The sequence below is a fragment of the Oerskovia jenensis genome (assembly GCF_016907235.1).
Taxonomy (GTDB): Bacteria; Actinomycetota; Actinomycetes; order Actinomycetales; family Cellulomonadaceae; genus Oerskovia; species Oerskovia jenensis.
Window position 1 is genome coordinate 3,685,631 of record NZ_JAFBBO010000001.1, and the last position, 21,619, is coordinate 3,707,249.

Annotated in this window: 20 protein-coding genes; 9 read left to right on the top strand and 11 right to left on the bottom strand. The window is 72.4% G+C overall.

What is annotated here, in order from left to right; genetic code table 11:
- Positions 1-2: 2 nt before the first annotated feature.
- Genes JOD49_RS16605 through JOD49_RS16620 form a run of 4 tightly spaced genes read right to left on the bottom strand, consistent with a single transcriptional unit; the run spans position 3 to position 3,469 of the window.
- Positions 3-1,034: a glycosyltransferase family 2 protein gene (locus JOD49_RS16605; RefSeq protein ID WP_307822596.1), complete on the bottom strand. Its 1,032-nt coding sequence runs from the start codon at positions 1,032-1,034 to the stop codon at positions 3-5.
- A complete protein-coding gene (locus JOD49_RS16610) occupies positions 1,031-2,275 on the bottom strand; it encodes a lipopolysaccharide biosynthesis protein (protein ID WP_205308160.1) in 1,245 nt (414 codons plus the stop codon). Before JOD49_RS16610 ends, JOD49_RS16605 begins: the two co-directional genes overlap by 4 nt.
- Before the next feature lie 31 nt (positions 2,276-2,306).
- Complete coding sequence (locus JOD49_RS16615) at positions 2,307-2,726, bottom strand: DUF2304 domain-containing protein (protein ID WP_205308161.1); 420 nt, start codon at positions 2,724-2,726, stop codon at positions 2,307-2,309.
- Positions 2,723-3,469, bottom strand: coding sequence for a glycosyltransferase family 2 protein (locus JOD49_RS16620; RefSeq protein ID WP_205308162.1), 747 nt, complete (start codon positions 3,467-3,469; stop codon positions 2,723-2,725). Before JOD49_RS16620 ends, JOD49_RS16615 begins: the two co-directional genes overlap by 4 nt.
- A 156-nt stretch (positions 3,470-3,625) precedes the next feature.
- Here JOD49_RS16620 and JOD49_RS16625 point away from each other — a divergent pair, with 156 nt between their 5' ends.
- Positions 3,626-4,708 carry a glycosyltransferase family 4 protein gene (locus JOD49_RS16625; RefSeq protein ID WP_307822597.1) on the top strand — a complete coding sequence of 361 codons (1,083 nt, stop codon included), beginning with the start codon at positions 3,626-3,628 and terminating at the stop codon, positions 4,706-4,708.
- Here JOD49_RS16625 and JOD49_RS16630 read toward each other — a convergent pair.
- Entirely contained in the window at positions 4,689-5,306 is a 618-nt protein-coding gene (locus JOD49_RS16630) for a dTDP-4-dehydrorhamnose 3,5-epimerase family protein (protein WP_205308164.1), read from the bottom strand. The two genes, JOD49_RS16625 and JOD49_RS16630, sit on opposite strands and share 20 nt — an antisense overlap.
- A 41-nt stretch (positions 5,307-5,347) precedes the next feature.
- Entirely contained in the window at positions 5,348-7,165 is a 1,818-nt protein-coding gene (locus tag JOD49_RS16635; RefSeq protein WP_205308165.1) for a DUF6541 family protein, read from the bottom strand.
- Positions 7,166-7,452: 287 nt separating this feature from the next.
- On the opposite strand from JOD49_RS16635, the gene rfbD reads away from it, so the two are divergent.
- Positions 7,453-8,328, top strand: coding sequence for a dTDP-4-dehydrorhamnose reductase (gene rfbD / locus JOD49_RS16640; RefSeq protein ID WP_275588981.1), 876 nt, complete (start codon positions 7,453-7,455; stop codon positions 8,326-8,328).
- A 66-nt stretch (positions 8,329-8,394) separates the two neighbouring features.
- Here the strand turns inward: rfbD and rfbA are convergent, their stop codons facing one another.
- The 4 genes from rfbA to JOD49_RS16660 all read right to left on the bottom strand — a co-directional run bounded on the left by rfbA (position 8,395) and on the right by JOD49_RS16660 (position 11,800).
- Positions 8,395-9,261, bottom strand: coding sequence for a glucose-1-phosphate thymidylyltransferase RfbA (gene rfbA, locus JOD49_RS16645; RefSeq protein ID WP_205308166.1), 867 nt, complete (start codon positions 9,259-9,261; stop codon positions 8,395-8,397).
- Positions 9,262-9,285: 24 nt separating this feature from the next.
- Entirely contained in the window at positions 9,286-10,158 is an 873-nt protein-coding gene (locus JOD49_RS16650) for a glycosyltransferase family 2 protein (protein ID WP_205308167.1), read from the bottom strand.
- Between the two features lie 106 nt (positions 10,159-10,264).
- Positions 10,265-10,909 (bottom strand): class I SAM-dependent methyltransferase, encoded by a 645-nt coding sequence (locus JOD49_RS16655; RefSeq protein WP_205308168.1) that lies wholly within the window; start codon positions 10,907-10,909, stop codon positions 10,265-10,267.
- A gap of 114 nt (positions 10,910-11,023) precedes the next feature.
- Positions 11,024-11,800: a TIGR03089 family protein gene (locus JOD49_RS16660; protein ID WP_239525244.1), complete on the bottom strand. Its 777-nt coding sequence runs from the start codon at positions 11,798-11,800 to the stop codon at positions 11,024-11,026.
- 150 nt (positions 11,801-11,950) lie between these two features.
- On the opposite strand from JOD49_RS16660, the gene JOD49_RS16665 reads away from it, so the two are divergent.
- From JOD49_RS16665 to JOD49_RS16675, 3 genes are all read left to right on the top strand, one after another.
- Entirely contained in the window at positions 11,951-12,280 is a 330-nt protein-coding gene (locus JOD49_RS16665) for a WhiB family transcriptional regulator (protein ID WP_036570549.1), read from the top strand.
- Between the two features lie 110 nt (positions 12,281-12,390).
- Entirely contained in the window at positions 12,391-15,909 is a 3,519-nt protein-coding gene (locus tag JOD49_RS16670) for a glycosyltransferase (RefSeq protein WP_205308169.1), read from the top strand.
- A gap of 5 nt (positions 15,910-15,914) precedes the next feature.
- Positions 15,915-17,645 (top strand): DUF5719 family protein, encoded by a 1,731-nt coding sequence (locus JOD49_RS16675; protein WP_205308170.1) that lies wholly within the window; start codon positions 15,915-15,917, stop codon positions 17,643-17,645.
- Between the two features lie 4 nt (positions 17,646-17,649).
- Here JOD49_RS16675 and JOD49_RS16680 read toward each other — a convergent pair whose 3' ends face one another.
- Positions 17,650-18,201, bottom strand: a complete 552-nt coding sequence (locus tag JOD49_RS16680; protein ID WP_307822598.1) for a metallopeptidase family protein — start codon at positions 18,199-18,201, stop codon at positions 17,650-17,652.
- Positions 18,202-18,310: 109 nt separating this feature from the next.
- Between JOD49_RS16680 and JOD49_RS16685 the strand changes: the two genes are divergently transcribed.
- The 4 genes from JOD49_RS16685 (at position 18,311) to JOD49_RS16700 (ending at position 21,547) form a co-directional block, all read left to right on the top strand.
- On the top strand, positions 18,311-18,664 hold the full coding sequence (locus JOD49_RS16685) for a DUF3499 domain-containing protein (protein ID WP_205308171.1): 354 nt from the start codon (positions 18,311-18,313) through the stop codon (positions 18,662-18,664).
- Between the two features lie 34 nt (positions 18,665-18,698).
- Positions 18,699-20,207 (top strand): phosphomannomutase/phosphoglucomutase, encoded by a 1,509-nt coding sequence (locus JOD49_RS16690; RefSeq protein WP_205308172.1) that lies wholly within the window; start codon positions 18,699-18,701, stop codon positions 20,205-20,207.
- A gap of 10 nt (positions 20,208-20,217) precedes the next feature.
- A complete protein-coding gene (locus JOD49_RS16695; protein ID WP_205308173.1) occupies positions 20,218-20,436 on the top strand; it encodes a Trm112 family protein in 219 nt (72 codons plus the stop codon).
- A 172-nt stretch (positions 20,437-20,608) separates the two neighbouring features.
- On the top strand, positions 20,609-21,547 hold the full coding sequence (locus tag JOD49_RS16700; RefSeq protein WP_205308174.1) for a cation diffusion facilitator family transporter: 939 nt from the start codon (positions 20,609-20,611) through the stop codon (positions 21,545-21,547).
- Positions 21,548-21,619: the final 72 nt, after the last annotated feature.

Below are 21,619 nucleotides of genomic sequence, written 5' to 3' on the forward strand. Positions count from 1 at the left end.
CGTCAGCCTTCTTGTCGGATGGAGCGTCGGGCGACTCGCCAGTATCCTCGCAGCACGCTCTCGAGCGGGCGAGCCGCCGGTGGCAAGGGGGTCTGTGCGGGGTCGAACGTGTCGCTGAGGAGGGAAAGGAGTGCTGCGTCGGGGACGGTACGGGTGTCCTGTACCAGGCGTCGGCGTCGGGCGATCCAGCGTCGATGCGCGACGATCCACCGCCAACCCTGCAGCTTCTGCTTCCCCCAGCCCTGGACCAGCGCGACGAACGCGATAGCCAGCTCGAAAGCGGCGAGCGGGAGTGCCAGGAGCCACAGCGTGCGTCGCTCGTGGCACGTGAGCAGGAAGAGCCAGCGGTTGCGCTCCACGAGGTACATCTTGAGCGGGCTGCGGGAGAACTCGTAGTGGTGCAGCGCTCGCGCGTCGGGCAGGACCTGGACACGGAGTCCGCGCTGCCAGCACCGCCAGCTGAGCTCCATGTCCTCGACGTACGCGAAGAACTCCTCCGGGAAGCCGCCCAGCTCGGTCCAGAGCTCGGTGCGCAGGACGAGGCAGGCCCCGCTGGCGGAGGCCACGTCCCGCACCGTGGTGAAGTCCGACGCCGGGCGGTCCATCCCGCCGGCCCAGCTCAGCCCGAGGAGGTGCAACGGGTTGCCCGCCGAGTTGATCCGGTCGGGTGCGTCCGCGAGGAGGATCGTCGCGCCGGCGATGCCCACGGCCTCGTCGCGGGCGTGGGCGACGAGCAACCGCAGGGTCGACGGCTCGACGATCGCGTCGCTGTTCACGAGGGCCAGGAACTGCCCGCGGGCGCCGCGGGCGCCGAGGTTGACCCCGCCCGTGAAGCCGAGGTTGGCGCCCGGGGTCAGGATCGACAGGCGATCGTCGGGCGCGAGGTCGCGCACCGCGTCGGTCGTGCAGCCGTTGTCGACCAGCACGATCTCGAGGGGCACCCCCTCGGAGGCCAGGACGGCGGCGACGGCGTCGTGGAGGTACTCCTCGGCGCCGTACGCGAGCATCACGACTGTCAGGACGGGGGTGCTCACTGGGCGGGCTCCGTGACCTTGAGGGAGGCCTGCCAGACGCGGTTCGTCCGGCGGCTGGCCAGCGCAAGGCTGGTGAGTGCGACCGCGGACCCGACGCACAGCGCCAGGGCGACGGTCACCGAGAGTGACAGGGGGACGAACAGGGTCGCGATGGAGCCGAGGATCCCGAGCGTCCATCCCATCGCGACGGTCCGCTCGGCGTGGTGCGCCAGCAGCGACTGGGCGAAGACCTGGGCGAGCATGAACAGCGCCCCCGAGATGCTGATGAGCACGAGCGTCGGCGTGTCGATCGTGAACTCGGGACCGTAGATGAGCCACAGCACCCAGTGCCCGAGCACCGCGATCGCGAGGATGCCGAGCAGGCCCAGCGCTGCACTGGCGAGCAGCGCCTTGCGGACCGAGGCGCGGAAGCCGGCGACGTCGTGGGTCGCGGCGAGGGCCGCGAGCGCGGGCAGGAAGACCGCCTGGATCGCCGCGAAGAGGAACAGGGGGATGCGTGCGACCGTCACCGCGGCCACGAAACGCCCGCTGAGGGACTGCTGGCTCGCCGTGGCCATGACGGCCATGGCGATCGGGCCGAGGTTGGCCAGGATCTGACCCGAGGACGAGGCGGCGACCAGGCTCAGCATCCCGTCCCCGTTGCGCTGCGCCACCGCGTGGCGTGCGACCTTCACGAGGGTCGAGACCCTGGCGGTGAGCAGCGTCGCGGCGACGGGCGCGACGACGAGCACGATCCCGTACAGGAACTGGTTGCCCGCGCCCGAGAGGTAGAGCGCGGAGGCAGCGACGATCCTGATGGCGCCGTCGACCGCGAGCTGCTCGCCGTAGCGGTTGAAGCGGCCCGTCCCCGCAAGGACACCGCGCGCGTAGTAGGCGAGCGCCTGGCCGAGGAGCCCCAGCACCACGACCAGCACGATGTCCTTGGCCGACCCGAAGAGCGCGTCGGCGATCCACGGTGTACCGGCGAGCCCCACCACGACGATGAGGAGGCCGGTGACCAGGGCGTAGCGGACCATGCGTCGAAGGTCGGCCCCGGTCTCGCCCAGGGCGCGCGCGGCGGACAGGCGACGGCCGGTCTCCTGCTCGAGCGGCTGGAAGAGGCCGATTCCGAGGGCGTTGAGCAGGGTCCAGGCGACGGACACCGCCGCCGAGGTCTCCGGGCCCAGATCACGTCCTGCCAGCGCGAGGAACACGAAGTTCGAGAGCCCGAAGACCCCGAGGCCGACGGCGACCCACAGCATCGACCGATTCGGTCGAGTCAGGGCAGCGGGGTCACGACCCATCGATCTGGTCCGTGTCATGGCCGTTCGCTCCGGCCTGCGGACGCCCCTCGTGGGACGGCTGCGTCGTCGCGGCCGTGATGCGGTCGACGTCGAAGCGCAGGATCGCGACCTCCTCGACGAGCGTCCGGGTCTCCTCCTCGAGCGCCGTGACCTCGACGCTCAGCTGGACGCACACGACGAGCAGCACGATCATGGCGAGGGCGAAGAGCAGGTTGCTCGGTGTCTCGACGCCCACGAGCTGCGCCAGCTCGGCGACCGCGGACGGGAACGCTCCCAGGACGCAGACACCGAGAGCCACCAGCAGCCAGATCGCCGCGTACTTCTCGCGAAGACGACGGGTCCGCAGGAGCACCAGCAGCAGGACGACGAGTGCGATGCACGCCGCCACGGCGAAGAAGTATCCGCTCATCGTTCTTCCAGTTCTTCACGAGGGGTGACGGGACGGGACAGCGCGATGACGAGCGCGAGCATGGCGCGCCCGAGAAAGATGGCCGCCTTGGCGGGGTTGTGGGACGGCGTGCCTCCCGACCGTGGACGCATCGTCACGCCGACCTGTCGGATGGTCAGGCCGGAGCGGGCGGCGATCACGAGCGACTCGATCGTGTCGCCGAGGTACTCGGCGGGGTAGTCGCGGGCGAAGAGCTCGATCGCGCGACGGTTGGACGCCTTGAACCCGGAGGTCGTGTCCGTGAGGCGCGTCCCCGCCACCTTCGACAGCGAGACCGACAGGAGCTTCATGGCCCACCGTCGGGGGCCGCGGACCGTGTAGGTGCCTTCACCCGCGAACCGGGCCCCGATCACGACGTCGGCCTGCTGCTCACGCATGGTCTCGACGAGCCGGGGGACGTCCGCGGGGTTGTGCTGGCCGTCCGCGTCGAGCTGGACCGCGATGTCGTAGCCGCGCCGCGACGCGAACTTGTAGCCTGCGCGCATGGCCCCGCCGACCCCGAGGTTGAGCGGCAGATCGAGGACCATCGTCGAGCCGCGGCGCGCGACCTCGGCGGTCCGATCGGTCGATCCGTCGCTCACGACGAGCAGGTCGGCGTGGGGCAGGAAGAGGTGCAGCTCGTCGAGCACGCCGGGCAGGGCTTCTTGCTCGTTCCAAGCGGGCAGAATGATGAGTAGCCGCTCGGCATCGTGGTCTGGGGTCACGACGGATCATCCTAGCGGCGCTCGAGACCTGGATCGACCTCCCGGTCCCGGCATCGACGAACGGCCGGGCACCGGTCACCAACCACCGACGAAGGGCATGACGAACACATGCGAGTACTCCTCGACGCCACCGCGGTTCCCGCTGACCGGGGAGGCGTGGGTCGCTATGTCGACGAGCTGGTTCCCGAGCTCGTGGCGGCAGGGGTCGACCTCGTGATGGCGGTCCAGGAACGCGACCTCGACGCGTACGGGGCGCTCGTCCCTGCGGCCGAGCTCTGCCCGGCCCCGTCGGCTGCCGCTCGACGTGCGGTGCGCATGTCCTGGGAGCAGGTCGGCCTGCCGTCGCTCGTCCGGAAGGTCCGACCCGACGTGCTGCACAGCCCGCACTACACCTTGCCGCTGGCCGCGGGGGTCCCGACCGCCGTCACGCTCCACGACGCGACGTTCTTCACGACCCCGGAGCTGCACCTCCGCTCCAAGGCCGTGTTCTTCCGGAACGCGATCCGCGTGGCGCGCCAGCGTGCGGATGCGCTCCTCGTCCCGTCGGAGGCGACGAGGGACGAGGTGCTCCGCCTCGTCGGCGGTGCGCCCGAGAAGTTCTTCGTCGCGTACCACGGTGTGGACCACGCCCGGTTCCACCCGACGACGCCCGACGAGCAGCTGAGGGTCAGGCAGACCCTGGGGATCGAGGAGGACACCTACGTCGCGTTCCTCGGCACGCTCGAGCCACGAAAGAACGTCCCGGCACTGATCCGGGGGTGGGTCCAGGCCTGCGCGGGGTTGGCGAACCCACCGGCGCTGGTGCTCGCGGGCGCCCGAGGGTGGGACGAGTCGATCGATGCCGCGATCGACCTGGTCCCTGCGGGTCTCACGGTCCGGCGGGCGGGCTATCTTCCGCTCGACGACCTGCCGGCGTTCCTCGGGGGCGCGGTGGTGGTCGCCTATCCGAGCCTGGGGGAGGGCTTCGGCCTGCCGGTGCTCGAGGCCATGGCGTGTCGAGCGACCGTCCTCACGACGCGCGAGCTCTCGCTCCCCGAGGTCGGTGGAGAGGCCGTCGCCTACTGCGGTACCGACGACCGGTCGATCGGACGCGAGCTCGGGGCGCTGCTCGCCTCACCGGACGAACGAGCCCGTCTCGCGGCGGCTGCCACGAGACGGGCCGAGGGGTTCACCTGGGCCGCGGCCGCGCAGGTGCACCTGCGCGCCTACGAGGCGGCGATCAGCGCTTCAGGGAGGTGACGTACTCCGAGACCTGGGCGAGGGTCGGGAGCAGCCCCTGGGCTGCTGCCTCGTCCAGGGTCGGGGCGGCGAGGTCCTTCTCGGAGAGCAGGGGCTCGAGCGGCGAACCGTCGCGTGCCGTCGTGGGCCACTCGATCCCGATGGCGGGGTCGAGCGGATGGATCCCGTGCTCGCGCCCGGGGGAGTATCCGGTCGAGCACAGGTACATCACGGTCGAGTCGTCCTCGAGGGCCATGAAGGCGTGCCCGAGCCCTTCCCCGAGGTAGATCGCTCGACGGTCGACGTCGTCCAGGAGCACCGAGTCCCACTGGCCGAAGGTCGGTGAGCCGACCCGGATGTCGACGACCACGTCGAGCACGGCCCCCTTGGCGCAGGTCACGTACTTGGCCTGCCCGGGGGGGACGTCGGCGAAGTGGATCCCCCTCAGGACGCCGGCGGAGGAGACCGAGCAGTTGGCCTGCTGGAGGTCGAGGGGGTGCCCCAGCGCCTCCTCGAAGGCGGGCGCCCTGAACCACTCGAGGAAGACCCCGCGGGGGTCGCCGAACTGCTTCGGGGTGATCTCCCAGGCGCCGGGGACGCTGAGCTCTCGGTACTGCATCGTTGCTCCTTCGTGTCTCCGGTGGTGGTGACCACCGGGTGCTACTGCCAGGTGATGATCCGGTCCTGATCTGCGGCAGGCAGGGCCGAACGTAGCAGAGCGGCCGTCCCGGGATCGGTCAGGACGACGTTCTGCGGGGCCGCAGCGAGGATCTCGGCCGTGACGGCCTGGTACGTGTCGACCGAGCCGTCGAGGGCGAGCAGGGGTGCGAGCGCGTCGTTCGACTCTGCCGTCCACCGGTTGGTCAGGGAGAGGTACCACTGCGCTGCCGAGAGAGGGTGCTGCGCGGTCTCGCCCGGGGGCACGAGGAAGAACGGCTTCGACTCGGGCTCCGGCGCCTCGGACGCCAGGGCGTCGGCCATCCGGACGCTGGCTTCGTGGGGTGTGGCGCTCAGCTGTGCGAGCAGGGTGCGCGCTGCCCATCCGGGCGACTCGGTGACGAACCCGTATGCGGGGAGGCGGGGCACGGCAAGGCCGAAGGCCTGGGTCAGGGCCAGCGAGGCGAGCACACTGGCCGCGACGGCGGCAGTACGGGGAACTGCGGGAGTCTTCGGCGCGAGATGGACGAGCGCGACGACCAGGGAGACCGCGCCGACGACGAGGACGGCGAAGAGGTACTTCCAGAAGTAGTAGGTGACTGTCGGCGCGGAGCTCAGGAGCACGAGGGCGAGCCCCGTCGCCGAGACGCCGGCGCAGAGGGGGACGATCCACGTGAACAAGACGGGGGTGTCATCAGGGGCGACGTCGCCGAGGGCACGGGCCCGGCTCCATCCCCACAGCGACGCCGCGGTCGCGCCGGCGAGCAGCGCGACGGTGAGCCCCACCGGGGGCTGCGGGGTCCCACCGTTGGTCGTGAGGACCTCGGTCGGGGAGAGGCTGACGAGCAGGAGCGCGGCGCGCGCGACGCAGTAGAACGCAGCGAGCAGGATCAGGGCGCTCGCGAGCTTCTCGCGGAGTGTCGCGCGGTAGCGCTCCCGCCGGAAGGGCAGCAGGACGAGCAGGACTGCTGGTGCGGCGAGGGCGAGCAGGAGGATCCACCCCTGTGCGATCCCGACCAGGGCCGCGCAGATCGCGGCCAGCGGCATCGGGGCGAGGACCCGTGGGCAGGACGCTGCAAGCATCACCACGGTGCCGGTGAGCGCGCAGGCGAGGTAGAAGTTGATGAACCCGTTGAGAGGCAGCGCGCCCAGCGGGCCGAAGAGCATCAGGGCGAGGAGCGCGAAGACTCCCACGAGCGCGTGCCACGGACGGGATCGCACCGCTGGCATCGCGCACAGTGCGGCGGCCATGACGACGACCGCGACGGCGGCGACCACCCCGATCGCGTGGGTGAAGGTGACCAGCTCGACGGAGATGGTCCCGGGCTCCCCCGGAGTGACGAGCTCGGCGAACGCGGCGGCCAGGGTGTGGAAGCCTTGCGGGTAGTCGGAGAACTTCCAGGTCTCGCCGTCGGGTGTGAGGCCCAGGCGATCGGTCGTCACGCCGTACGCGCGGATCATGGAGAACATGTTGAAGTGCGCGGCGTTGTCCCAGCCGTTCTGGAGCTGGGTGAGTGCTCCGGCGGCGGTCGACGTGCGGAACCACGGCATCGAGAAGGCGAGCGCGACGACCCCGGCGACCACAGGCCAGAGGTCGACCGTCGCGACCTGAGGCACGAGCGAGCGAGCCCTTTCGGGGCGGCTGAGCGCCCAGTAGGTGAGTGTGCCGGTCACCACGGCGAGCGCGACCGTCGTACGACCGACCGGTTCGAGCGCAGGGAGCATCCACAGGGCTGGCACGGAGCCGACCACGAGGCAGAGGTTGAAGGCGAGGCGTTGAGACAGGCTCCGTGCCGTCGGCGCGAGGACGAGAAGAGCCACGACGAGACCGATAGCGACCTCTCCGCCAAGGATGCCGCCCAGGCGCCCGGCGAGTAGCAGGCCTGTTGCGATCACCGCTCCGAAGAGGGCTAGCGCACCATGCGTGGCGCGGGGCGTGCGCTCGGAGTCCTGGTCATCGGGTGCTGGGGGGCGGACTAGCTCGATAGACGTCATGGGACCGTAGACTCCTGTCGTTGCTTCTGCCCCGCAGGCGTGTGCCCGCGGGGCAGATCTTACCCAGGAGGACCGGTACCGGTGACATCGGGCCGGTCGGAGACGGAGGACCGTTGACCGACGGCGTCACGCAGGACAGCAGGGCACCACGTTGGCTCGTGGTCGGAGCGCGCGGCATGCTCGGGCAGGACCTCGTGTCGAGGCTCGCCGAGGAGGGGGTCGACGCTGCGGCGGCAGACCGGTCCGAGATGGACATCACGGACCTCGGGTCCGTCTCGTCGGGGGTCGAAGGGTTCGACGTCGTGGTCAACTGCGCTGCCTGGACCGCGGTCGACGACGCCGAGGAGCAGGAGGCGGGGGCCTTCTCGGTCAACGCGGTGGGCGCCGCGAACCTGGCTCGGGCCACGGCCAGGACCGGCGCCACGCTCGTCCAGGTGTCGACCGACTACGTGTTCGACGGGCACGCCGACGCCCCGTACGCCGAGGACGCGGCGATCGCGCCCCGTTCGGCGTACGGCCGGACCAAGGCTGCCGGCGAGTGGGCCGTGCGGGCCGAGAACCCGAACCACCTGATCGTGCGCACCGCGTGGCTCTACGGAGCGCAGGGCGCGTGCTTCCCCAAGACCATGGCACGTCTCGCGGCGGACCGGGACTCGCTCTCGGTCGTCGACGACCAGGTCGGGCAGCCCACGTGGACGGTGGACCTGGCCGACCTGATCGTGCGCCTCGTCCGGGCCGGTGCGCCGAGCGGGACCTACCACGGCACGTCGAGCGGTCGGACGTCCTGGTTCGGGTTCACCGAGGCGATCGTCGCGTCGGCGGGTGCCGAGGTCGATCTTCAGCGCACCACGAGCGCCGCCTTCGCCAGCAAGGCTCCGCGGCCCGGCTACTCGGTGCTGGGACACGACGCGCTCGAGCGCATCGGGGTCGAGCCGATCGGTCCGTGGGACGAGCGGTGGCAGGCGGCGGCGTCGTCCGTGCTCGCCTGATCCGTCGCGTACGACGAAGGGCCCGACGACTCGCGTCGTCGGGCCCTTCGTCGTACGCGAGGTGGGTCAGTCGCGCTCGAGCAGCCCGAGCAGGTAGGTGCCGTAGCCGGACTTGACGAGCTTCTCGGCGCGTTCGCGCAGCTCGTCGTCGGTCAGGAAGCCACGACGCCAGGCGACCTCCTCCGGAGCACCGACCTTGAGTCCCTGGCGGTGCTCGATGGTCTTGACGAAGTCGGACGCCTCGACGAGCGAGTCGAACGTGCCGGTGTCGAGCCACGCCGTGCCGCGGGGGAGGACCTCGACCTGCAGGCGTCCCTGCTCGAGGTAGGTCCGGTTCACGTCCGTGATCTCGTACTCGCCCCGAGCAGACGGAGCGAGGTCACGGGCGATCGCGACGACGTCGTTGTCGTAGAAGTACAGGCCGGGGACCGCGTAGTTCGACTTGGGCTCGGCCGGCTTCTCCTCGAGCGAGAGCGCCTTGCCGTCGGCGTCGAACTCGACGACTCCGTAGGAGGTCGGGTCGGCGACGCGGTAGGCGAAGACGGCGCCGCCGTCGAGGTCGCTGTACCGGGAGAGCGTCGAGCCCATGCCGGGCCCGTAGAAGATGTTGTCGCCGAGCACGAGCGCGGCGGAGTCGTTCCCGATGAAGTCGGCACCCAGGACGAAGGCCTGGGCGAGGCCGTTCGGCTCGGCCTGGACGGTGTACTCGATCGAGACTCCGAACTGCGAGCCGTCGCCGAGGAGCCGACGGAACTGGTCCGCGTCGTGCGGCGTCGTGATGATCAGGATGTCCTTGATACCCGCGAGGATCAGTGTCGAGAGCGGGTAGTAGATCATCGGCTTGTCGTAGACGGGGACGAGCTGCTTGCTGATGCCGAGGGTGATCGGGTGCAGACGAGTGCCGGATCCGCCGGCCAGGATGATTCCACGCATGCGGGCCATTGTGCCGCATGCGCGTCATCGACGTCGCGCGGCCCGGATCTCGAGTCGTTCCCTGAGGCCGAGGCCGATCGAGATCGCCCAGCGCAGCGGTGCGAGGTGGGCGGCCGAGTAGCGTCCGGCGAGGTATCGACGAGCGCTGGCGTGATGGGCGCGGATCATGGGGGCCGGGTCCTTCTTCCAGGACACGCCCTGGACGTGCGTCACCTCGGCGCTCGGCACGAAGACGTTGGCCCACCCGGCCTGACCGAGACGGTCACCCAGGTCCAGGTCCTCGAAGAACATGAAGTAGTTCTCGTCGAATCCGCCGACCTGGTCGAACGCCTCGCGCCGGAGCAGCAGGCAGGCTCCGGAGAGCCAGCCCGCAGGGCGCTCGACGGCGCTCCCCGGGCCATGGGCGTCCCGGTAGGCGCGGGAGTACGGGTTGTCGGCCCAGATCTTGCCGAGGACCGCGTGGCCTGCGCCGAGGCGCAGAGAAGGGATGGCCCGCGCGGAGGGGTACTCGGTGCCGTCCGTGTTCAGGATCCGAGGCCCCAGGGAGCCTGCCCGCTCGTGGCGAGAGCCGGCCTCCAGGAGCGCGTCGAGAGAGCCCGGGGACCAGACGAGGTCGGGGTTGGCGACGACGATCCAGTCGCCCACCGCGCCGCGTGCGCCGAGGTTCGCCGCGCGTCCGTAGCCCAGGTTCCCGCCCGCCTCGACCAGCCGGGTCCCCGGGGCCTTGGCGAGCTCCGTCGCCAGGTCGCTCGGTCCACCGTTGTTCATGAGGACGAGCTCGACCTCCTGCGTGGTCGCGGTGCGTAACGAGGTGGCGAAGTCGCGGAGCTCGGCTCCGGGGTTGTAGATCACGCAGATGACACGGAGGGCGGTGCTTGCGCCGGCGGAGCTGCTCATGATGCGCACAGCCTAGCGACCCGACGGACCAGCACGAACCGGCGTCGCGAGGCGTGGTCCGCCGTCCGGCGTGGCCCTGATCCCTTCGCCGGAGGCGGCGGTCTGGTCAGGCTGCGGGGCCGGGGACCCGTGCGCGGACCACGAACTCGTTGTGGCTGAAGACCCTGCCCGCAGGGCGGGGGAGCGGGAAGGAGCGCGAGTCGTCGACGATCAGGCCCAGGCGGTCGCACAGGTCGACGAGCCGCGCGTCGTCGACGTAGTCGAGGTGCGAGGCGTCGCTGGCGAACCCGCGCTCCTGGGGGCAGATGAGGACGACGCGCGCAGCGGGCGCGAGGAACGGGAGGTAGTCCCTGAGGAACGCCTCCTGGGTGCCCGGGGGCAGGTGCTCGAGGACGTGGGCGACGAGCAGCCCGTCGAAGGTCTCGGCGCCCTCGAGCGCCCAGGTCCGGAAGGTCTCCGGCAGATAGGCGACGAGTCCCCGGGTGCGGCAGAAGGCGACCGACGTCCGATTGTGGTCGACGCCGACGCTGTCGTCGCTCAGGGTCTGGAGGTTGCGCCCGATGCCGCACCCGAGGTCGAGCGTGCGAGCCCCCGAGAGCGCCCGGGAGATGTTGCGCCGGTAGGGTGCCTGGACGTGGAGCATGCGCTTCCACGAGGCGCCTTCGAGGTCCTGGAGGCGCTGGGTGTACTCCTGGGACGTCGTGTCGAGGAGTCCTCCGGGACCGTCGTCGTGGGCTGTCTCGTCGTGCACGGCGACTCCATCGTCAAGGGCCATTGGCGGGAACGGCAACTGGCGGCCCACGGTACAGGTGGTTGGGGCGGGTCGCTACGGTTCGCGCCGGATCGGCGGTGTGTGTGCCCGGCCTCAGCCCTCGTGCGCCGGGTGGGTGACGCGCTCGGTCTCCCGAAGGCGGCCGAGGCGCACGGGGTCGCTCGCGAGCGAGGCGGTGGTGGCGGGCGAGGTGGCGACCACCGATCCGTCGAGCGCCAGGGCCTCGAGCGTCCGGCGCAGCAGCGCGAGCACCTGCTGCTCGCCGACGAGCGCCCGCGGTGCGGACGCCGACGGGAGCGCGGTGCCCGCGAGGGCCCACGCGACGAGCCCGTCGTGGGAGACGTCCGGCTCGATCGCGACCGATGCGACGTCGATCTCCTCGACCCAGCCGATCTGGTCGCCGTAGGTCATGACCGCGGAGCCGGCGTCGATCGTCCCGGGTGGCAGGTCGCCGTCGAAGCGGCGCGCGAGCGCGGGCAGCGGCACGGCGACGAGCTGGGCGTCGGTGCCCGCCCAGGAACCGGGGTCCGACGTCACGACGACGTCCGCCGCCGACGGCCCGACGGCGTCGCTCCCCGCGGTCCGCGAGGGCACCACGAGCGTGGCACCGGTTCGCCACGTGGCGAGGGCCCAGACGATCGCGCGCCAGTGCGGGGGAAGGTCGAGCACGACGCGGGTGCCGGGGCCGGCGTCGAATTCCTCGACCAGCAGGTTGACGGTTTTGTTGACCCAGTTGTGCAGGACGGCCCCCGACAGCTCGACGCGCTCGCCGTCCTCCCCGTACCAGGTCAGGCGAGGGCGACCGGGGTCTCGGGTGATGAGACGCTGCAGGTCAGCGATGTGCATAGGAGGGGTCGAGGATGCGGCCATGCGGCCCAGCCTAGGGCGCGCCGAGACGTCCGACGTCGTGATTTCACCCACCGAATCGCCCGGATAGCACATTTCGGCTTGACGGACGTGGATGACACGCGTGTAATTTCTCTAATGCAGTTTTCATATAACGGCATGAAGGGGCGCATCATGTGGAACGTGCTGGGCGATGATCTGGGGGCCTTTCCCTCGGATGCAGGTCAGCCGGTAGAGACGGTGGCTCCTGTGCTGCCTCTCTTCGGCGAGGTGGTCGACGACGGGCTCATGGGTTGGCAGGAGCGCGCGCTGTGCGCCCAGACCGACCCCGAGGCGTTCTTCCCCGAGAAGGGGGGATCGACCCGCGAGGCCAAGAAGGTCTGCACGGGCTGCGAGGTCCGGGCCGAGTGCCTCGAGTACGCGCTCGAGCACGACGAGCGGTTCGGGATCTGGGGCGGGCTCTCCGAGCGCGAGCGCCGCAAGCTCAAGCGCCGGGTGGTCTGAGCACGTTCCTGCCCCTCGGGTGGGGAGCGGGCGAACTGTCGCTCGGGTAGACGACCTGCCGTGTCGAGGTCCCACGATCTGCGCCGGACGCGGGTCATGATGTCGCCAGGATGACTTCTTCAGACACGACCACGGTGACCGACCCCTACCACCAGCCAGGTGCGGCGCAGCAGCGCGCACGTGGTGCATCGCCCCATGCCGTCACGGCGGTGACCGGCTCCGTGCCCGCCGTCGTCTCGGTGACAGCAGTGGTCGTCACCCAGGGCCGGACCCGCTACCTGCCGCACACGCTCGACGCCGTCCGGTCCCAGTCGGTCGCACCGGACGCCGTGATCGTGGTGGACGTCGCGGCGTCGCAGGCCATGAGCGAGTACCAGGAGCTCCAGCTCGGTGGCGCGCGGTTCCTCGCAGCCCCGCACGCGCGCACCTTCGGGCAGGCCGTGGACATCGCGCTCGCGTCTCGTGGCGCGCAGGACCCGCCGACCTGGATCTGGCTCCTGCACGACGACTCCGCCCCCGACGCCGGGGCCCTGGCCGAGCAGCTCCGGGCGGTCGAGCACTCGAACGCCGTGGCGATCGCCGGCGCGAAGCAGCGCCGATGGGACCTGGACGGGGACTCCGACGGGGTGCTCCTGGAGGTCGGGTTCACGACGTCGCCGCTCGGGCGCAGGATGACGGGGATCGACGAGCACGAGATCGACCAGGGGCAGCACGACGCCCGCGAGGACGTCTTCGCCGTGGGTCTCGCGGGGGCCCTGGTGCGCACCTCGGTCTGGCAGGCGTTGGACGGTACCGACCCGGAGCTCGGGGTGTTCGGCGACGGGCTCGACTTCTGTCGTCGTGCGCGTCTGGCCGGGCACCGCGTCGTGGTCGTCCCGCGCGCGGTGGTCCGGCATGCGCAGGCCTCGCTCCTCGACCTGCGCGCCGAAGGTCACCACGAGGACGAGGACGAACCCCGGGTGCCGGACGTCGAGGCGTCGTACGGGCCCCGGCGGCGCAGCCACCTGCACTACCGGCTCGTGAGCGTCGCCTGGCCGATGCTCGTGCCCGCCGTGATCGCCATGATCCTGTGGGCTCCCTTCCAGGCCATGTACCGCCTCGCGATCAAGCGACCCGCGCAGGCACGCGACGAGCTCCTCGCCCCGCTCTGGGCCGTCTTCCGGTTCCCCGCGCTCGCTCGGTCCCGCCGGTCCGTCCGCCGGACGAGCGTCCTGCCCCGACGCGCGCTGGCCCCGCTGCAGGGCACCTGGCGGGACGTCCTCGGGGAGCGCAGGGACCACCGGTTGGCGAACGCCGAGGAGCACCGGGTCTCGACGGCGCCGACCGATCTCGAGCGGGCCGACCTCCGCGCGATCGCGCGTCGTCGGCGCACCATGCTCGCACTGCTGACGCTCGGTCTCCTCGCGCTGACGGCGGTCGTCTTCGGCGCGGTCTCCGGGACCCTCGTCGCCGGTGGTCGCTTCGTCGGTGGGGAGCTGCTGCCTGCCGACGGGAGCTTCGCCGCGGTCTGGCAGGCGGCGACGGGCGGCTGGGTCGCGGACGGGCTCGGGTCGCCCGCGCCCGCCGACCCGTTCACGACGTTCCTCCTCCCGCTGGCGCTGCTCGGCGGTGGCTCGCTGCAGCCGACGGTCGGCGTCCTGGTGGTGCTGTCGATCGTGGTGGCCGGGCTGGGTGCCTGGTTCGGGGCCGGGGGAGTGACCCGGTCCGTCTGGCTGCGAGCCTGGGCCGCGATCGTGTGGGTGGCGGCGCCGTCCTTCGTGCTCGCGCTCGGGGGCGGACGGCTCGGTGCCCTCGTGGCGCACGCGGCCCTGCCGTGGGTCGCGCTGGGGGTCCTGCGCGCGCTGGGGGTCCACGCGTACGACGAGCTGAGCCCCACGCTCGGACCGACCAGCGGCCGGGCCGTGCCCGCAGGTCGCCGTGCCCTGCGTCGACGGCGGCAAGGATCGGTCGGGGCCGCCGCGGCCGCAGGTCTGGCCCTGCTCGTCGCCGTGTGCGGCGCTCCGATCCTCTTCCCGCTGTTCGTCCTGGCCCTGGCGGTGGTCGCGGTCGGGGCGCGCCAGCACCGCCGATACCTGTTCCTGGTCCTGTTCCCCTCGCTCGTGCTCCTCGCCCCCTTCTGGTACCGCGTCGGCTCCACCTGGACCGACGGCGGGTGGCGCCTGCTCGCGACCGGACCGGGCGTGCCGGTCGGCTCCGACGCGGCGCCGGCGTGGCAGCAGCTCCTCGGCATGCCGGTGGAGGGGGCCCCGTGGTTCGGCCTCGAGGGTGGTGTGCTCGGCGAGGTCGCTCGTCTCGCACCCCTGGCGACGGGCGCCCTGGTCGCCGTGCTCGCACTGCTCGCCCTCTTCCGCGCTCGCGTGGCAGGCGTGGCCTGCGCGTGGTTCGTCGCCGCGCTGGGTCTGGCCGCCGCCGTGGTGACGGGAGCGATCGAGGTCGCGGTCTCGGCCGACGGGGCCGTCCACGGCTGGCCCGGGGTGGGGGTCTCTGTCGTCCTGCTGGGGCTGCTGGGTGCGGCGCTGCTGGGAGCTCCCGGGCTGCGTCCGGAGCGATCGGTGGCCCTGCCGGCCGAGCACGCCGACGCGGCGCAGCTCGTCGAGCAGGCGCCCGCCGAGCCTTCGTCGAGTGCGGCGGAGGCGCTGCCGCCGGCGGAGGACGGCTCCCGTCGCACGGCCCGCCGCGCTCGCACGCTCGCCGGGTGGCGGACAGGTGGCGTCGCCCTGCTCGCACTGGTCGCGGTCGCGGTCCCCGTCGCGTCGGTGGCGTCGTGGACGCTGGCGGCGACCGACCAGGACGGTGCGGTCGGTGACCTGGTCGTCGTGGCCGAGCCCGTCGTCCCGAAGGTGGGGCAGCAGATGCAGGACTCCGATCGTGAGGTGCGCGTCCTGTCGCTCGAGCTCGCCCCGGGCGGGGTCGTCGAGTACGCCCTGCTCCGTGGGGACGGGCCGCAGATGATCGACGCGTCGAGCGTGGTGCAGGCGCGGGCCATGACCGATCCCGCCTACGCGCAGGGCGACCTGCCGACGGTCGTGGCGGGCATGGCGACCGGCAGCGCTGCCGGTGCGGCGCGCGAGCTGGGCGACCTGGGGGTGGGTGCGGTCCTGCTGCCTGCCCCGACGAGCGAGGACGCGGTCGCCGCGCGCGAGCGTGCCGAGCTCGTGGCGCGCCTGGACATGGTGCCCGGGCTCGAACGGGTGACCGAGGGTCAGGCCGCGGTGCTGTGGCGGGTCGCTCCGGGGCCGCAGGAGACGGACGCCCCGGCGTGGGCCCGCGTGGTCGCCGGCCTGCCGATCACGGGCCAGGAGGACGACGAGCCCGTCGCGGTCGAGCGGCTCCTTCCCGCCGACGACAAGACCGTCACGACCCGTGTCGAGGGGGGCGGGGCAGCGCGGGCGATCGTGCTCGCCGAGACCGCGGACCCCGGCTGGAGCGCGACGCTCGACGGACGCCTGCTCGAGCGCGCCGAGGTCGACGGCCGCCAGGCCTTCCTCCTCGGCCCTGAGGGCGGCACGCTGTCGATCGACTTCGTCCCCGCCCACCGGCTGCCCTGGCTCGCGGCGGCCGGCCTGACCCTGCTGATCTTCGTGCTCCTCGCCGTACCGGTGGGACGTCGTCGGACCGGAACGAGGTAGTGCCCGTGACCCCCAGATCCTCCAGACCTCACCCTGTGCTGCGCCGGGTGGCGACGATCGGTACCGGCCTCGTGGCCGTCGCCCTCACGGGGGCCGTGGCCGCCGTCGGGCTGCCAGGAGGCTTCGGAACCGTCGCAGGCGCCGTGCCCGACGTCGAGCGGATCGAGTCCTCGACGCCCGAGCGCACCCTCGTGTGCCCCGCCCCGGTGCGTCTGGCGGACTCGGCGCAGGTCGGGGACGCGCAGTTCGGTGCCGCCCCCGTCGAGACGACGGCCGTGCTGCGTGCCGGTGTGGTCGGTACGGGGTCGACGACGGGGGATCCGGGTGAGACGCCCGTGACGCTCACGGGGCTCGAAGCGCTCGACGCCGCGCCGCTCGAGCACGACGGCGCCGGGGCCACGGTCGTCTCGTTGGCCGACGTGACCGACGGCCAGGCGGTCCGGGTCGGCGCCGGGATGCCGGCGGACACTCGTGTCGCGGCCTCCGTGGGTTCGACGACGACCGCGGGCGACCTGCGCGGGCTCGCGGCGGCGAGCTGCGCCGCGCCGGACATCGACCACTGGCTCGTCGGGGGCAGCACCGAGGTCGGCAGCAGCGCGCAGCTCGTGCTCCAGAACCCCGGGCGCACTCCCGCGACCGTGCGGCTCAGCGTGTGGGGTCCTGGTGGGCCGGTGGTCCTGAGCGGCGGCGGGCAGTACCTGGTCCCGCCGGGCGGGGAGGTCGTGACGCTCGTCGAGGCGTCCGCGCCCGAGCAGCGCCGGCTCGCGGTCCGGGTCGAGTCGACGGGTGGGACGGTCGCGGCCTACCTGCAGCACAGCACGTTGGCGGGTCTGGTGCCGCTCGGGGTCGACTACGTCGTCCCGGGGGCCGCGCCGGCCCGCAGCACGGCCGTCGGGTTCACGAGCACGGGGGAGGCCGTCGACGACGCGCTCGCTCCCCAGGTCAGGCTTCTTGCTCCCGGGGCGGAGGCAGGGACCGCGACGCTGACGGTCTACGGGGCGGACGGCCGGGTCCGCGTGCGTGGCGGCGAGCAGGTCGAGCTGGCCCCGGGGGTCGTGACCGACCAGTCCCTGGGCGGGCTGCCCGCAGGGGCGTACACGGTGGTCGTGGACGCGACGGTGCCGGTCGTGACGGGTGCGGTCGAGGCCCGAGCGGGCGACACGGCCCAGGACTCGCCGGCCGGCGCTGCGCAGGTCGATCGTGCGTGGCTCGCGTCGACCGCCGTCGTCCCGGCCGCGACCGCCGCCACCGTCGACATGGACCCCGAGGACGTGCCCGACCCGACCCGGCGAACCCCCGACCGCGGGACCGTGACGCTCGTGCCGGGCACGTCGGGCGTGGTGCGGGTGGGCGCGGTCCCTCGCGAACGCTCCGAGGACTCCGACCCGACGGGTGCCTTCCGGGGCACGCTGCGCGCGTACGGTCCGGACGGCGCCCTGCTGGGGGAGACGGTGCTCGACGTCCCCGCCGGGTCGACCGTCACGTTCGACGTCGGCGGGCTGGGGGCCGGGACCGAGCCTGCCGTCCTGACCCTCGACGCGGACCAGGAGCAGGGCGCCACCACGACGGGGGCGGAGCCCGTCTGGTCGGTCCTCCTCACCACGGGGCCTCCGCTCACGGGCGCTCCGGAGGGGGCGCCGGGCACCTTGGTGTCCGTCCTCCTGCCGGTCTCCCCGGCCGCGAGCCAGGGGAGCGTGGACGTGCGCGCCACCCGGACCGCGGGCCTGCCCGACTGACCCGTCAGCGGCCGCCCTGGTAGCGAGGGTCGATCTCCTCGGGGGTGCGCGCGAGCATGTGCGCGACCTGCTCGACGACGACGTCGCGCACCAGGTCGGACAGGTCGTCGTCGTCGAACGCCCGGGACTCGACGGGGCGACGGTAGACGACGATGCGGGCCGGCTGCCCGGCGTCGGCGGGGAAGTAGCGCCCGAGCGGGACGCCCGCGTCCTCCCAGGGAGCGGGGTCCGAAGGGGGGACGTCCTCGACCGCGAACTCGGTGCCGTGGAGCTGTCGGGACCAGTCCCGCTCGAGCAGGCCGATGGTCGCGATCACCTGCTCGTCGAACTTCTCGCCGCGCGTGCGGTTCGCCGGGGCCGACGGCGGGAGGAGCGGTCCCCGGATACCGCGGCCTCGGCGGTCCCGGCGGCGCGGGTGCGGCCCGACGTCGTTGAGGTCCGGGCCGCGGGCAGGGATGCGCAACGAGGCGACGAGCGGTGCGGGGGCGTCGGACGAGGGCTTCTCGGGGCGACGGCGCGAGCCGTGCGGGGCGGGGGAGGGCGAATGACCGGGCACGCCTCCGAGCGTAGACGAACCGCCGTCCCCGCGCCCCGACCACGACGTGCAGGATGCGCGCCCGGCGTGTATGGCACCGCGACCACCGTGCAGGGCGTAGTGTCAGCGCGTGAGATCCGTCAGACAGTGCTCGCGCACCGCATGCACCCGTGCCTCGGTGGCGACCCTCACCTACGTCTACGCGGACTCGACCGCCGTGCTCGGGCCCCTGGCCCACCTGGCCGAGCCCCACAGCTACGACCTCTGCTCGGAGCACGCCGAGCGTCTCACGGCCCCCCGCGGGTGGGAGGTCGTTCGTCTCGCGCAGCACTTCGTCGAGACCGGCCCGAGTGCCGACGACCTCTCGGCGCTCGCCGAGGCGGTCCGCGAGGCGGGCCGTCCGCGCCCCGGCCCCGAGCCCGACGACGTCACCGAGGTCGGGCGGCGAGGTCACCTGCGGGTGCTGCGCGCCGAGGGCGACTGAACCCCACGCCCCGTTTCCCGGCTAGGCTGAACCGGTGCCCATCGACCTGACCCAGCTGATCAAGGCCTACGACGTCCGAGGCACCGTCCCGGACCAGTTCAACCCGCAGGTCGCCCGAGCGATCGGCGCGGCGTTCGCCCGCGTCGTCGTCCTGCCCGAGGCCACCACCGAGGGCGAGCCTGCTCCGCGCCCGAGCGTCGCCGTCGGGCGGGACATGCGTGACAGCGGCCCCGACCTCGTCGACGCGTTCGCCCAGGGACTCGCGGACGCGGGCGTGGACGTGCTGCGGATCGGTCTGTGCTCGACCGACGGCCTCTACTACGCGTCGGGCGCGCTGGACATCCCCGGTGCGATGTTCACCGCGTCGCACAACCCCGCGGTCTACAACGGCATCAAGCTGTGCCGTGCGGGCGCCCGCCCCGTGGGCCAGGACTCGGGTCTGGTCGCGGTGCGCGAGCTCGCCCAGGAGTACCTCGACGGCGAGCTGCCCACCCCGGTCGCGGACCGAGGCGAGATCACGGGCCGCGACATGCTCGCCGACTACGCGGCGTTCCTGCGCTCGCTCGTGGACCTTCGGGCCATCCGCCCGCTCAAGGTCGTGATCGACGCGGGCAACGGCATGGGCGGCTACACGGCCCCTGCGGTCCTGGGGACCGCAGCAGGTCTCGAGGCGCTGCCGCTCGACATCGTGCCCCTGTACTTCGAGCTCGACGGGACCTTCCCGAACCACGAGGCGAACCCGCTCGACCCCAAGAACCTGGTGGACCTCCAGGCCGCCGTCGTCGAGCACGACGCGGACCTGGGCCTGGCGTTCGACGGCGACGCCGACCGCTGCTTCGTGATCGACGAGCACGGCGACCCCGTGTCCCCGTCCGCGATCACGGCCCTGGTGGGGCTGCGCGAGGTCGAGCGCGAGAAGGCCGCCGGGCGGGTCCCGACGATCATCCACAACCTCATCACGTCGCGTGCAGTCCCGGACTTCATGACCGCGGCGGGCGCGAAGGTCGTCCGCACGCGCGTGGGCCACTCGTTCATCAAGGCGCAGATGGCCGACAACGACGCGGTGTTCGGCGGGGAGCACAGCGCCCACTACTACTTCCGTGACTTCTTCTTCGCGGACACGGGCATGCTCGCGGCCCTGCACGTGCTCGCGGCCCTGGGCGGGCAGGAGCACCCGTTGTCCGCACTCGCCGAGGTCTACGAGCCCTACTCGGCGAGCGGCGAGATCAACTCCCAGGTCTCCGACGTCCCCGCCGCCCGGGCCCGGGTGGTCCAGGCGTACGTGACCGAGGAAGGTGCCGGGCCGGTCGAGGTCGACGAGCTCGACGGCCTCACCGTCTCCCACTGGGGTTCCCACCCGCAGTGGTGGTTCAACCTGCGCGCGTCCAACACCGAGCCGCTGCTGCGGCTCAACGTCGAGGCCGCGGACGAGGACATCATGGAGAAGGTGCGCGACGACGTCCTGTCGCTCGTCCGTGCCACCGCGAACAACGCCACCGCGAACAACGCGACCGCGAACAACGCCACCGACGACGAGAGCTGAGACCGAGCACATGAGCAACGACACGACGCCGAGCACCCCTGAGGCCGTCACCCTCGACGCATGGGTCCGCGAGGCGCTGCGGTGCCCCGTGACCGGAGCCACCCTCGTGGACGGCACGGCCCCGGACGGCAGCCCCGAGCTGCACTCGACGGACCCGGAGCGGCCGCTCGCCTACCCGGTGCGCGACGGCATCCCCGTCCTGCTCGAGGGGGACGCGCGGTCCCTCTGAGGACCTGCGGCCGTCGAGGGACGACGACCACGAGCCCGGCCCCCCTGACGGGGCCGGGCTCGCGGCGTGTTCCCACGCTCCTCGTCCTGCCGTGCGGCCCGCGGTGCGATGCTGGACCGAGCACGCGCCACGGGCCGGACCCGCGTCGTCCGAGTCGAAGGAGAGCCACGACATGTCAGCTCATGGAGGCAACCGGGCGGTGATCGCGGCCCTGCTCGCGAACATGGGCATCGCGGTCACCAAGTTCATCGCCTGGGGACTCACGGGGGCGTCGTCGATGCTCGCCGAGGGGGTCCACTCGCTCGCCGACTCGGGCAACCAGGCGCTGCTCCTGCTGGGCGGCAAGAAGTCCCGGCGGGCGGCGGACGAGGAGCACCCGTTCGGCTACGGGCGCGAGCGGTACGTCTACGCGTTCATCGTCTCGATCGTGCTGTTCACGGTCGGTGGCCTGTTCGCGCTCTACGAGGCCTGGCACAAGTGGGAGGACCCGCACCCCATCACCGAGTGGCAGTGGGTGCCCATCGCGGTGCTGCTGGTGGCGATCGGCATGGAGGGGTTCTCGTTCCGCACCGCGATCCGCGAGTCGAACACCGTGCGAGGCCAGCAGTCGTGGCCCTCGTTCGTGCGCAACGCCAAGGCGCCCGAGCTTCCCGTGGTGCTGCTCGAGGACTTCGGTGCGCTGATCGGCCTCGTCCTGGCCCTCGGCGGGGTGGGCCTGACCCTGGTCACGGACGACGGACGCTACGACGCCGCGGGAACCGCGTGCATCGGCATCCTGCTGGTCCTCATCGCGATCGTGCTGGCCGTGGAGACCAAGTCGCTCCTGCTCGGAGAAGCGGCGAGCCGTGACGACGTCGCCGCGATCCGCGCGGCCCTCGTGGGAGAGGGCGTCGCGTCCGTGATCCACCTCAAGACGCTGCACCTCGGGCCCGAGGAGCTGCTCGTCGCGGCCAAGATCGAGGTCACCGCGACCGCGGACGGGGCGTCGATCGCCCGCGCGATCGACGCCGCCGAGGTCCGCGTCCGCGCGGCGGTGCCCATCGCGCACGCCATCTACCTCGAGCCGGACCTGCGCCGGGCGGAGCCCGCGCCCGACATCCCGACGGCGTAGCGCGAGTCCGCTGCCCGACGGCGGAGGTGGGCTCCGGCGCGCGAGCCCGCCTCCGCCGTCGGGCCCGGGACG